The organism is Micromonospora sp. NPDC050695 (genome assembly GCF_040654415.1).
Taxonomy (GTDB): domain Bacteria; phylum Actinomycetota; class Actinomycetes; order Mycobacteriales; family Micromonosporaceae; genus Micromonospora.
Window position 1 is genome coordinate 1 of the sequence record NZ_JBFAHZ010000026.1, and the last position, 12,698, is coordinate 12,698.

The following is a 12,698-nucleotide window of genomic DNA, read 5'->3' on the forward strand; positions in this document are numbered from 1 at the left end:
CACTGGCCCGGAATCACACCATCGACAACAACCTCCGATCCATCACACGGTGTATCCACTTGCGCCGCGCGACCTCGTGTCGCACGGAAACTGACCACGGGTGGTGGTAGCACAACCCGCCAACCACCCGTGGCGGTGAGGCCAGTCATCAGGTCTGCGGTCCCTCGACGACTCGACAGCGCGAACCGGAACCAGGCAGCACCGCCAGCACCGCGCCGTCAACACCTCAGCAGCGAGTCGATCGGATGGTGGACCTCCGCCACAGCTGCGGCGTACGCGAGCTTTCAGGAATTTTTGCCGACGGCCGTCAAGGCGGTTGCAGGTACTCTGCTGGCTGCTGCTGCCGCAGCCGGATCTTTCAAGGCGTGGAGAGCGAAGCACCGAGACGGAGGACCTGGCCGTGAAGATCGATGATCAAGTAGAGGCTCTGGTCAGAGCTGTCCTAGATGCTGCTGTTCACCGTGATTCCGACAGATTCGACAGTGCCTTGGACGCCTTGGGCAACAGCCCCGAGACGCTGACCAAGGCCGTGGAACTGACGTTGGCCGTGAACGCCGCAGTCATGTTCGAGGTCCACGATGGCCTGCCATCGATGCAAGAGGTCAACGAGTTGTCGCGCAACGTCAGCCACCAGGAACAGTGGGCCGAGGTTTCCGCGGCAGACGTGCAAGCCGTCCTGGCCGCCGTCTCGACGGGCAATCCACCACGGGTTGCGAACACTGCGGGCGGCGTGAGTGCCGTGTTCGTGATCGCGGCCAATCTCCTCGCCACAGCCTCCCAACCGGACGAGGGGGAGTGGTGGTTCAACTACCTGGACAAGGTGGAGGCGGCGATCGAGGCGGCGGGGTGACCGGCGTGCCTGATCCGGCTGCTCGGGGCGGTGGCGAGTTGGACGGCTTTCGCATCGCTTATCTGCCGCCGGAGGTCGGTGACCTGGTATCGGACTTCGCCTCCGAGTGGGGGGACGTCAATGTCACCACCCGTGTCTGGGAGCGTCAGGTCGAGGATGGCCACCGGGTTGACCTGCGAGTGCACGTGCTCCGAGGTAACCAGCTAAGCACTCTCGCCGAGCTATGCGAATTCTTGGCCGAGTATCACGAGCGCGATCCCGCCGACTGGCTGCTCATCGAGTTCCAGCACGGTGAGACTTCCGCTCTCATCGGAGCCGCCGAGGCGTTCTGGCTGGCCGGACCCGGTGTGGCCGTCGACGTGCTGATCGACCCGGAGCGCTTCACCACCGATACCCTGCGAGCGATCATGCAAAGAATCGCCGAAGCCGGACCGGATCGATCCGTGCCTGTGGACCCAGGCTATCGGATCACCCGCTGAGATACGGAACTTCCAACCCCTCCGCTCGCAGGCGAGCTTCCGAGCCGTGGTGCTACCACTCGTGGTGTTGGGATCCGATGACGAAGCGGGAATGAGGGCGGGATGCAAGAAGGACCCGCTTACCGGGCCCCAAGGCGGGCGCGGGAGCCCGATGAGGGCGTCCTGCGCTGTCCAGGCTAGCCAGTAGTTCATGCGCCACACACGGAATCGGGCCGCGACACCCCCACCTGGCTTGCTGGTGGGATGGCTGGCCTACACGCCCAGCCGATCACGGGCGACGATGTCGGATAGGTGTCACTGCGCGTGGTGGGGGCTGTGCTGAGGAGTGATCTTCCCTATCCTGACGTGTTCACCGACGGCTAGCGACGTGGAGTGTCGTGGATCCTCGACAGGTACGACGTCTGGCAGAGCAATCCGCCAACTTCGGGTTCCTCAGGGAGCACCCGCTACTGGTCTGGTACGGCGCGGGCGCTGAGCTGCTCGTCTATGTCGACGCGCAGGCGGCGATGTTCAAGATCCGTGCCTTCGGCGACGAGTTGGCCAAGGACCTTGTCCGCCGCACCGGTGCGAAGCCGCAGAAGAACGACTTCTACCACCGGGTTCAGGCGCTGTACGGCGACGGCACGCTGGTTGCGGAGACGTACCACGCGTTCGACCGCCTCCGTGACCAGGGTAACAAGGCCGTACACGATCACCTGGGCGAGGTGCGCGCGGCGCTCGACATGCTGCGCACCTGCTTCGAGTTGGGCGTGTGGTTCCACAGGGCGTTGACGGGCGACAGGACTCCGCTCGGTTTCGTGCCGCCATCCCCGCCGCCTCGCCAGGTTTCGCAGAGCATCGCTGACGGGCTCCAGGCGGAGATCCAGCGGTACAAGGACGAGCTGGCCCAGACCAAGCTGCTGCTGGAGGGCAAGGCGTCCCTCGCTCAGGCCCAGGCGGACGCAACGGTCGCCGCCGAGCTTGCCGTCCGGGATGCCGACGCCCGTCGTGAGCAGGCCGCCGCCCTGGTGGCGAGCTTGGCACCGTCGGCACAGGCGGAGCAGGCAGCGCTCGACAGCAAGGCGACGGCGAAGGTGTCGGCCGCTCGGCGGGAAGAGTTCATTGCCCGCGCCCGGCGCGCCTCCCACGAACCGCTCAACGAAATGCAGACCCGCGTCGAGATCGACCGGCAGTTGGGTGCCGCCGGCTGGATCGTCCAGGACGAGAGCCAGATCAACCTGTACGCGGGCACCGGCGTCGTCGTCCGCGAGGTAACCCTGGCGACCGGCCGGGCCGACTACCTGCTCTACGTGAACCAGCGGCTGGTCGGGGTGATCGAGGCGAAGCGGGAGGGGACCGCGCCGCGTGGCGTGGAGGGGCAGCTCGACCGCTACCTCAACGGGCTCACCGCCGAACAGAAGCTCGCCGCATGGCGCCGGGACGACCCGCTGCCCTTCGGCTACGTCGCCACGGGCACCGAGACCGCCTTCGTCAACCGACTCGACCCTTTTCCGCGTACTCGTGAGGTTTTTGCCTTTCATCGGCCGGAGACCTTCGCGCGGTGGATGCGGGAGGCCGACGACGACCCGGCGGCACCGACTTTGCGGGCGCGGCTGCGGCGGATGCCGGCGCTGGATCGCCTCGGCCTGCGCCCGGCTCAGGTTGACGCCATCGACGGTCTGGAGCGGTCCCTCGCCGAGGACCGACCGCGCTCGCTGATCCAGATGGCCACCGGTGCCGGCAAGACGTTCACCGCCGTCACCAGCAGCTACCGGCTGCTCAAGCACGCCCGTGCCACCCGGATCCTGTTCCTGGTCGACCGGAACAACCTCGGCAAGCAGACCCTGCGGGAGTACGCGGGCTATCAGACCCCGGACGACGGGCGGAAGTTCACCGAGCTGCACAACGTGGACCGGCTGTCCGGTGGCGGCATGCTCGACTCGTCTGCCGTGGTCATCTCCACCATTCAACGGCTCTACGGCGCCCTGCGCGGCGACGACCTGCCGGATCCCGATCTCGACGACCGGGCGTATGACGACTACGAGCTGGACGAGCCGGCCGAGGTCGCCTACAACCGGCAGCTTCCGCCGGAGACGTTCGACCTGATCGTGGTCGACGAGTGTCACCGCTCGATCTACGGCAAATGGCGGGCCGTCATCGAGTACTTCGACGCCTTCGTAGTCGGACTGACGGCGACGCCGGTCAAGCAGACGCTGGGCTTCTTTCAGCAGAACCTGGTCTCCGAGTACACCTATGAGCAGGCGGTCGCCGACGGCGTCAACGTCAGCTTCGACGTGTACCGGATCAAGACGGAGATCACCGAGAAGGGCGCCGATATCGAGGCCGGCACCGTCGTGCCGCTGCGCGACCGCCGTACCAGGGCCGAGCGCTACCAGGAGCTGGAAGACGATTTCACGTACGGCGGAAGCCAGGTCGGCCGCTCGGTGATCTCGAGGGGCCAGCTCAGGCTGGTGCTGGAGACGTTCCGCAAGAAGCTCTTCGAGGAGATCTTCCCCGGCCGCTCGACCGTGCCCAAGACGCTGATCTTCGCGCGGGACGACAACCACGCCGAGGAGATCGTGCAGATGGTCCGGGTGGTCTTCGGGCGGGGCAACGACTTCGCTGCGAAGATCACGTACGCATCCCGGAAGGGCGGCGACAACCCGGACACCCTCATCCAGGCTTTCCGCAACAGCCCGGAGCTGCGCATCGCGGTGACCGTCGACATGATCGCCACCGGCACCGACGTGCGGCCGTTGGAGTGCGTCTTCTTCCTTCGGCCGGTGCGCAGCGCCACCTACTTCGAGCAGATGAAGGGTCGCGGCGCCCGCACCATCGACGCCGCCGAGTTCCAGGCCGTCACGCCCGACGCCGAGGTCAAGGACCGGTTCGTCATCGTCGACGCGGTGGGGGTCACCGAAGCGGACCTGGACGAGGCGGTTCCGCTGCAACGCCACACGGAACGGCAGATCTCCCTGCGCGACCTGCTGAAGAAGGCCGGCACCCTGACCGCCGACTCAGACGAGGTGGCCACCCTCGCCGCCCGGCTGGCGAGGCTGGAGCAGCAGTTGACCGACGACGAACGCGCCGAGTTGGCCGAACTCGCCGACCAGCCGCTCACCGGAATCGTGCGTGGCCTGGTCGACGCCGTCGCCCCCGAGCAGCTCAACCCGGCCAAGGAGGCCGGCCCGGAGGCCATCCGTGACCTGCTGGCCGGCGCGCTACGTCCGCTCGCCGCGAACCCACTGCTGCGCGAACGCATCCTGGAGATCCGCCGCGCACACGACATCACCATCGATGAGGTGAACGCCGACAAGTTGATCTCAGCCGCTGGCGTGCCGCCCGAGGAGCGCGCCCAGGTCACCGTGAAAAGCTGGCACGACTACCTGGAGCAGCATCGCGACGAGATTACGGCGTTGCAGGTCTTCTTCGAAGGGCGGGGGAGAGTCGGGTACGACCAGCTCAAAGAGTTGGCGGCGCGCATCGCCCGACCGCCGCAGGCATGGACACCGGAGTCGCTGTGGAAGTCGTACGTGTTGCTCGGCCGAACCGCGGACTCGGCGGGCAGTAGGGGGGTGACGGATCTTGTCAGCCTCATCCGGTATGAGTTGGGGCTCGATCAGGAACTGCGCCCCTACCGCAGCCTCGTCGAGGAGCGCTTCCGTGGGTGGCTGCTCCGGCAGGAGCAAGCGGGGGCTACGTTCACTGCCGATCAGGCGTGGTGGCTGGAGAGGATCAAGGACGTGATAGCGGTCAGCGTGGAGATCACCCCGGACGATCTGGAGGGGGCGCCGTTCAGCGAGCGGGGCGGGATCGACGGATACGCAGGCGCGTTCGGTAAACGCGCTGAGCCGCTGCTGAACGAGCTGAATCAGGAGCTGTCCGCGTGACCGATCTGCCCTACGGTTGGGTCGTCGCCGACCTCGGAAATCTTGTTGATGTTCTCGATAGTATGCGAGTGCCAGTTAGCGCGAAGGAGCGGGCGGGGCGGGCTGGTCCAGTTCCATATTATGGAGCGACTGGCCGAGTCGGATCGATCGACGCCTCAATCTTCGATGAAGAGCTTGTTCTGCTTGGTGAGGATGGCGTTCAATTCTTAAACCCAAGCAAGAAGAAGGCCTACCTTATCTCCGGACCTTCTTGGGTAAATAACCACGCGCATGTCCTGCGCTCGAGGGGGGCGATTGACCCAAACTATTTATGCTACTTCTTGAATCAATTCAATTATAAGGGATTCGCCAACGGGACTACGCGGCTAAAGCTTACTCAGGCGGCGATGAGTCGAATTCCGGTTCGGCTTCCTCCGCTCGCCGAACAACGGCGGATCGTTGCTCTTTTAGGGGGTCAGCTGTCGCGGCTGGATGCAGGCCGGGAGCAATTAGATGTGGCTGTTCGCCGGCTCAAAGGGCTAAAAAAGAGAATTCTCACTACCGCGGTTCCGTCGGACGCTCCAGCGCATTGGCGGTGGTGTTCGGTGGGCGAGGCTGGCAAAGTGGAGCTAGGGCGGCAGCGTCACCCCGATTGGCACAGAGGATCGCATATGCGGCCCTATCTCCGCGTCGCTAATGTGTTCGAGGATCGTATCGATACCTCGGATGTCAAGGAGATGGATTTCCCGCCAACCATATTCGACAAGTTCCAGCTTCGTGTTGGTGACATTCTTCTCAACGAAGGGCAGAGCCCTGAGTTGCTTGGTCGACCTGCGATGTATCGAGGCAATCCGAAAGAAGTGGCGTTCACGAACAGCCTCCTCCGATTCCGAGCCAGTCCCGGAGTGGATCCGGAATGGGCGCTTCTGGTTTTTCGACGGCACTTGCATGCTCGCCGATTCTTGAAAGAGGTTAGGATCACCACAAACATCGCGCACCTGTCGGCAGCTCGATTCAAGGAGGTCGAATTTCCGATCCCTCCACTAGTTGAGCAAAAAGCGATCGTGGCCCACGCAAGGGATAGTCTCGCCCGGGTTGATCGGCTCTTGAGGGAGATTGAGCAGGCGAGATCAAGAGCCTTACTCCTGCGGACGTCGCTGCTGGCCGAAGCGTCCGCTGGACGGCTGGCGCCGCAGGACCCCAACGACGAGCCGGCCTCGGAACTGCTCGTACGCATCCAAACCGAACGTGCAGCCGCACCGCCGAAGCAGAAGGCGGGCTCTCGGCGTGCTCCCAAGGAGCTGGCGGCTCCGCCGACCAGGGTGACCGGCGACGACTATCAGCAGGAGGCACTGCCGCTGTGAGCACTGTGGATTCGCGCAGGTTGGTGCAGAAGCTGTGGAACTACTGCGACGTGCTGCGCGACGACGGCGTTTCGACGATCGACTACGTCGAGCAGTTGACGTTCCTGCTCTTCCTCAAGATGGCCGATGAGCGGGCCAACCGGCCGATCCGGCCCGAGCAGATCGTGCCCGACGAGTTGAGCTGGCAGACGCTGCTCGACGCCGAGGGTGACGCCCTGGAGGTGCAGTACCGGCACATCCTCACCGGCCTGGCCCGCGAGGGCGGAACGCTCGGCACGATCTTCCGCAAGGCGCAGAACAAGATTCAGGACCCGGCGAAGCTCAAGCGGCTGATCGTCGATCTGATCGACAAGGAGCAGTGGTCGCAGGCGGGCGTCGACGTCAAGGGCGACGCCTACGAGGAGCTGCTCGCCAAGGGCGCCGAAGACGCCAAGTCCGGTGCCGGCCAGTACTTCACCCCGCGTGCGCTGACCGCCGCGATGGTCGACTGCACGCAGCCCACCCCCGACGACACGATCACCGACCCGGCCTGCGGGACCGGTGGCTTCCTGCTCGCCGCGTTCGATCATATCCAGCGGCACCACGGCAGTTCCCTCACGCCGGATCAGCGACGCCGGCTCGCCAACGGTGCGATCACCGGCACCGAGTTGGTCGACGGCACAGCCCGACTCGCCGCGATGAACATGCTGCTGCACGGCATTGGCACGCCCAGCGGCGATTCCCTGATCGCGATCAGGGACGCGCTCGGCAAGGAGCCGGACCGCCGCTACAGCCTGGTTCTGGCGAACCCGCCGTTCGGCCGCAGCTCCTCGATCCGCATGATCGGCGAGGACGGCCGCTCCACCCGCGAGGAGCGGGAGATCGAGCGCAACGACTTTTGGGCCACCACCGCCAACAAGCAGCTCAACTTCGTCCAGCACATCGCCTCGCTGCTGGAGATCGACGGTCGGGCCGCAGTCGTCCTGCCGGACAACGTGCTTTTCGAGGGCGGCGCGGGGGAGACCATCCGCCGCCGGCTGCTCAAGCAGTACGACCTGCACACCATGCTGCGTCTGCCCACCGGCATCTTCTACGCAGGCGGGGTGAAGGCAAACGTGCTCTTCTTCGAGCGCAAGCGCGCCCGCGAAGAGCCGTGGACCCAGAAACTCTGGGTGTACGACTTCCGCACCAACCAACACTTCACCCTCAAGCAGAACCCGCTGCGCCGCGAACACCTCCAGGATTTCGTCGACTGCTACCTGCCGGGCAAGGACCGCGCCGAGCGGGTCGAGACCGAGCGGTTCCGGGCCTACTCCTATGAGGAGTTGATCGCCCGCGACAAGGCGAACCTCGACATCACCTGGCTCAAGGACGCCTCCCTGGAGGACGCGGACGCGCTGCTGCCGCCGGAAGTGATTGCGAACGAGATCGTCGAGGATCTGGAAGCGGCGCTACGGGAGTTCGCCGCCATCGCGGAAGCCCTGACCGCGACGAAGGTACAGCCGAATCTGAATTAACTTATCCGCTCCGTAATGCTGAGGCGATGAAGGTGGTGGCGTGACCGACTCTCCCATTCGTGGTGACGGCTTCACGATCAAGGAGCTGTTCAGCCTCTTGAAATTCCGGCTTGATCCGTATCAGCGCGAGTACAGCTGGGGTCGGAAGGACGTCAAGGCACTGATCGACGACCTGACTGCCCACTTTGCTGAGGACTGGATGCCCGGCCACGAACGACGCGAGGTGCGCCACTACCGGCCGTACTTCCTCGGGCCCTTTGTCTATTACCAGGACGACGAGGTGGCGGCGCTTGTCGACGGACAGCAACGGATCACCACGTTGCACCTGCTGCTGTTGCACTTGCGCCGGCTCGCGGTGGAGGCGGAGCGTCCCGAGTATCACGGCGACATTGCCGCCTTGGAGCCGCTCATCGCCGGCAGCTCGTACGGGGAGCGGGCCTACGTGATCCGCTCTGATGAGCGGGCCCCTGTTCTTGAGGCGATCTTTGAAGACAAACCGTTCTCACTGCCCGCCGACGCGAGCCCGTCGGTCACCAACCTCTATGAACGCAGCCAGGAGCTTGACGGGCTGCTGCCGGAATCGATCCGCGACGAAGCTCTTCCGCTCTTCATCCACTGGCTGCTCAACCGGGTCTGCCTCGTCGGTATCAACGCTAACAATCGCCGGCAGGGCTGGGAGATCTTCGAGACGATGAACGACCGTGGGGTGCAGCTCGGCCCCGCTGATCTGTTGAAGAGCTTCCTGCTGCGGCGCGCCAGCAACGGCCACAACCTGCCCCGGTTGGGAGAGGCGTGGGGTGGCGTCTTGGCGAGGATCGACAACCGCGCCCCGCAGGCAGCGGCGAGGTTCCTTCAAGCATTGCTCATCGGCCGGTACGCACAGAGCGCCGACGAGGTCACCGACATTGGGGTGTCGTTCCACGGCTGGGTGCAGGAGAACGCCGCGCGCCGAATGAACCTGAAGTATGCACCGGACTTCGCTCGTTTCATCGAACACGATCTCGCACATCTCTCCAAGCGTTACGCCTCACTACACGCGGCGACGAGCGTTCTGGAGCCCAAACTGGAGCCGCTGTTCTACAACGCCAGAAACGAGATCGACCAGATGCCGTTCCTGCTGGCCGCGATCGACCCTGACGACACCGACGCCCAGTTCCGGGAGAAGGCGTTCCTGGTTGCGGCCTACCTCGACCTGGTGTTCGTCCGGATGGCCGTCAACAACCGGATCGGAAAGCCGGATGATTTGGACACTTACGTCCTGCCGGTGATCCTCGACCTTCGAGCCTGCCCGGACATTGATGCTGTCGCGAAGGTACTGGGCAGGCGAATAGCCGAGCTGGACGTCGACTTCACCGGAGTCAAGCGGTACGGACTACGAGCGGACAACCGGTCTCAGGTCAGGTATCTCCTCGCCCGGCTGACGGCCTTCGTGGAGACCGAGTGTGGCCGACCGAACGAGATCGCTCGGTATCTAAACAAGGACGAGCCATTCGAAATCGAGCACATCTGGGCGAACAAGTTCGAACGCCACCAGCCCGAGGTTAAGACCGAGTCGGTCTTCCGGGTGCAGCGCAATCGGATTGGGGCGCTGCTGCTGCTGAGGAAGTCTCATAACGCCAGCTATCAGGACGCGCCGTATGAGCAAAAGATCGAATGGTATCGCGGCCAGAATCACCTAGCGGCGTCGCTGCACAAGTCGACCCAGGAACGCAACCGACCCTTCACTGAGGGAGTGGTCAAAAAGTATCGACTGGAGAAGATCTTCCATCCTGTGCCCCGCTTCGATATGTCAGCCATCGAGCTGCGGCAGCAGCTCTACGAGCGCTTGTGCGAGATCATCTGGGAGCCGAAGCGGCTCGGTTTCATCCTGCCGCCCACTGTTCCGCGGGAGATAGCCGAGCAGTTGGACGTTCCGGTCGCTCTCCCCAGCCAGCGCGTCTCTGCTGCCGTCGCCAGACGCACCCGGGCTCACTTCGGTGGCGTTACGGTTGCCAGACTGGTCTATGTTGGGGCGCTCAGCGCTGGTGAGGAGTTGGTACTCACCTACAAACGCGATCGTTACCTTGCGCATGTCAACGAAGCCGGACAGATCGAGTTGGAGAGCGGGGAGGCGTTCGAGTCACCGTCCCCGGCAGGATCGACTGCAACCGGTAAGCCAACGATTAACGGGTGGAGCGCATGGAAGGTGCGGCGGGGCGACAGTCTGATTCCGTTGCACGATGTGCGGGCGGATGCGTTGTCGCGTGGCTTGCTTGAAGTAGCGACATAGGTGAGCTGCGCCCAGCCCAATCGACGTACGGGTGCGCGTGTCGCTCGCGACCCTTGGTGCGATCCGATAGGCTCCCTGGTATGACCGGATCGGTGAGCAAGAAGTCATTCTCGCTTCCTCAGGACGTGGCGGAGCGCTTGGAGCGTGAGCCCAACGCCAGCGCATACGTAGTCGACACGATCCGGGCACGGATGCGTGCTGAGGATCTCGACGCCGAGTTGGCCCGCCGGGGCATGACCGTGACCTCGGAGGGACAGGCACGCGCCCGTGCCCAACGCGCTCAAGTCGAGCAGGAATGGTCGCCTGGTCGACGCGCCGCACTGCGGGACCGTTCCCGCCGCGCGGCAGCGGAAATGCTCGACGGCACGGGCAGCCAGGCCCCGGCGGCATGATGAGTCCCGATGCGCCGGCGGTTCGGCTGATACTGGACCGGTCCGCGTTGCTTGCCTACGTGGCTGGCTCCATGGATGTCGCCGAACCCATCCACGAGGTGGCCCACGACGGGGTCCGGTTCGGTGTTCCGGCTGTGGTCGTGGCCGAAGTGCTGGCGTTGGTGGATGATCCGGGCGATCGACAGCTGCTGCACCGACTGCTCGAACGTCCCGCCTGCGCGGTATTGCCCACCTGGGGTGAGGACTGGCAGGAGTTGGCGTACTGGCGCGTCGTTACCGGTCGGGTTGACCTCGCTGCCGCGGTTCTGGCGGTCTTGGAGCATGACGCCTCGGTGCTGACCAGCGAGGGTAAGGCGTACGGCGATGGCGGCGACCTTCCGGTCATCCGGTTTCCTTAATCGATGGTGGGTTGGCGTTCGATGACGACGACCGGGATCTCGCGGTCGGTCTCCTTCGCGTAGCGGGCGTACGTGGGGAAGACCTTCGTCATCACCGGCCACAGCCGGACGCGTTCCTCGCCGGTCGCGGTCCGGGCGCGGCCGACGATCCGCTCCGCGCCGACCTGGATCTCCACCGTCGGGTCGGCGCTCAGGTTCAGATACCAGGCGGGGTGCCGTGCCGCGCCCCCGTTGGACGCGACAAGCAGGTAGGTGTCGCCGTCGCGGCCGTACATCAGCGCGGTGCGGCGCAGGGCGCCCGATCGGCGGCCGCGCGTGGTGAGGAGCAGTGAGGGTACGCCGTGGAAGGTCCCGCCGTCGGCACCGTCGGACTCCACGTACCGCCGGATGTGCTGTGCCACCCAGCCGACCGGGCTGTCCTCGATCGCCTCGTGCTGTTCCTGTGCGGTCACGCCATCGCCTCTCTCACCGAGCCCCGGCACGCCGACGTGGAGGGGCCCAACGGCGTGATGCCTGTGAGGCATCAATATGACTCACAGGCATCAGACGCTCAAGGGGACCGGCCCCGGCGCGCCGCTCAGTCGCGGGAGCGCGGCAGGCAGCACTTCTTGTACTTGGCGCCGGAGCCACACCAGCAGGTGTCGTTGCGGCCGGGCGGCCAGGCCGTCACGCCCGTCTCGTCGAGGCTGTCCGCGTACTCGTCGAGGGTTTCCTCGTCGATGGGGTCAGTGCCGGCGAAGGCCGCCAGGCCCTCGACGGTGCCGGCGACGACGCCCAGGTCGGCGCCGCCCAGCCCGGAGGCTTCGGTGAGGGCTCGTTCGATCTGGGTGCGGTGCTCGTCCCAGGTGGCCGGGTAGCTGTCGGTGAGCGCCGGCCAGCGCACGAGCAGGGCGTCGAATTCGGCCTGCGGCCAGTACAGGAGCGTGGCCGGGCCGTCGTCGAGCGCGTCGAGGGCGTGGTTGCTGGCGGCGCGCAGCCGGTCGGCGAGGTTGTCGTACTCGTCGTGGGGGAAGCCCTGCTCCTCGCGCAGGTCGTGCCGGCGTTGGGCCAGTCCGTAGATCATGGCGGCGGCCTCGTCCTGGGCGTCCCCGGACTCGTGCTGCTGGGTCCGGGTCCGTTCCAGGATCGCGTCCAGTGCTCCGGTGAGCCACTCCAGGGCCGTCTCGGCGTGGCCGGACTCGGCCAGCTCGTCGATCAGGTACGTGGCGTCGGGGTTGGTCTCCAACAGCGGGCGCAATTCGGTCAGTTCGGCCAGGCCCTCGTCCGTACGGCCGAGGCGCAGCAGCAGTCCGCCGCGCACCGCTCGGGCGTACGCGTCCTCGTCGGGTTGTTCGGCGATGGCGCGGGTGGCCAGGGCGAGCGCGTCGGCCAGGTCACCCGCCTGCTCCAGGATGTCCGCGGCGACGAGCAGGGCGTACCCGGTGTCGTCGGGGTCGGCGACGCGTCCCTCGTCGACGGCACCCACCAGTTCGGCGACCAGCGCGGCCGGGTCCGGGCTCGCGGAGCCCAGAGAGCCGATCTCTTCGATTCGCTCGGCGGTCAGCAGTTCAGACATGGGCACATCCAGGAGACGACGAACGGGGAGCGGCCAGCGTACTCCCG

At 65.5% G+C, this 12,698-nt stretch carries 10 protein-coding genes; 8 read left to right on the forward strand and 2 right to left on the reverse strand.

Annotated elements, in window-relative coordinates; all coding sequences use genetic code 11:
• The first annotated feature begins 400 nt into the window (after window positions 1–400).
• From AB0H52_RS19915 to AB0H52_RS19950, 8 genes are all read left to right on the forward strand, one after another.
• Window positions 401–850 (forward strand): hypothetical protein, encoded by a 450-nt coding sequence (locus AB0H52_RS19915; protein ID WP_151490064.1) that lies wholly within the window; start codon window positions 401–403, stop codon window positions 848–850.
• Window positions 847–1,329 (forward strand): hypothetical protein, encoded by a 483-nt coding sequence (locus AB0H52_RS19920; protein ID WP_225854509.1) that lies wholly within the window; start codon window positions 847–849, stop codon window positions 1,327–1,329. The genes AB0H52_RS19915 and AB0H52_RS19920 overlap by 4 nt, the downstream gene beginning before the upstream one ends.
• A 377-nt stretch (window positions 1,330–1,706) precedes the next feature.
• The gene (locus tag AB0H52_RS19925) at window positions 1,707–5,198 is read left to right on the forward strand and encodes a DEAD/DEAH box helicase family protein (protein ID WP_151490065.1); all 3,492 of its coding nucleotides are present in this window, start codon (window positions 1,707–1,709) and stop codon (window positions 5,196–5,198) included.
• Window positions 5,195–6,541 carry a restriction endonuclease subunit S gene (locus AB0H52_RS19930; protein ID WP_151490066.1) on the forward strand — a complete coding sequence of 449 codons (1,347 nt, stop codon included), beginning with the start codon at window positions 5,195–5,197 and terminating at the stop codon, window positions 6,539–6,541. The genes AB0H52_RS19925 and AB0H52_RS19930 overlap by 4 nt, the downstream gene beginning before the upstream one ends.
• A complete protein-coding gene (locus AB0H52_RS19935; RefSeq protein ID WP_151490067.1) occupies window positions 6,538–8,037 on the forward strand; it encodes a class I SAM-dependent DNA methyltransferase in 1,500 nt (499 codons plus the stop codon). Before AB0H52_RS19930 ends, AB0H52_RS19935 begins: the two co-directional genes overlap by 4 nt.
• A 40-nt stretch (window positions 8,038–8,077) precedes the next feature.
• Window positions 8,078–10,306 carry a DUF262 domain-containing protein gene (locus AB0H52_RS19940; RefSeq protein ID WP_151490068.1) on the forward strand — a complete coding sequence of 743 codons (2,229 nt, stop codon included), beginning with the start codon at window positions 8,078–8,080 and terminating at the stop codon, window positions 10,304–10,306.
• A gap of 80 nt (window positions 10,307–10,386) precedes the next feature.
• Window positions 10,387–10,698: a hypothetical protein gene (locus AB0H52_RS19945; RefSeq protein ID WP_151490069.1), complete on the forward strand. Its 312-nt coding sequence runs from the start codon at window positions 10,387–10,389 to the stop codon at window positions 10,696–10,698.
• The gene (locus AB0H52_RS19950) at window positions 10,695–11,096 is read left to right on the forward strand and encodes a hypothetical protein (protein WP_151490070.1); all 402 of its coding nucleotides are present in this window, start codon (window positions 10,695–10,697) and stop codon (window positions 11,094–11,096) included. Before AB0H52_RS19945 ends, AB0H52_RS19950 begins: the two co-directional genes overlap by 4 nt.
• Here the strand turns inward: AB0H52_RS19950 and AB0H52_RS19955 are convergent.
• Window positions 11,093–11,548 (reverse strand): nitroreductase family deazaflavin-dependent oxidoreductase, encoded by a 456-nt coding sequence (locus AB0H52_RS19955; protein ID WP_357949158.1) that lies wholly within the window; start codon window positions 11,546–11,548, stop codon window positions 11,093–11,095. The genes AB0H52_RS19950 and AB0H52_RS19955 overlap by 4 nt on opposite strands.
• 125 nt (window positions 11,549–11,673) lie before the next feature.
• Complete coding sequence (locus AB0H52_RS19960) at window positions 11,674–12,651, reverse strand: SEC-C domain-containing protein (protein ID WP_151490072.1); 978 nt, start codon at window positions 12,649–12,651, stop codon at window positions 11,674–11,676.
• Window positions 12,652–12,698: the final 47 nt, after the last annotated feature.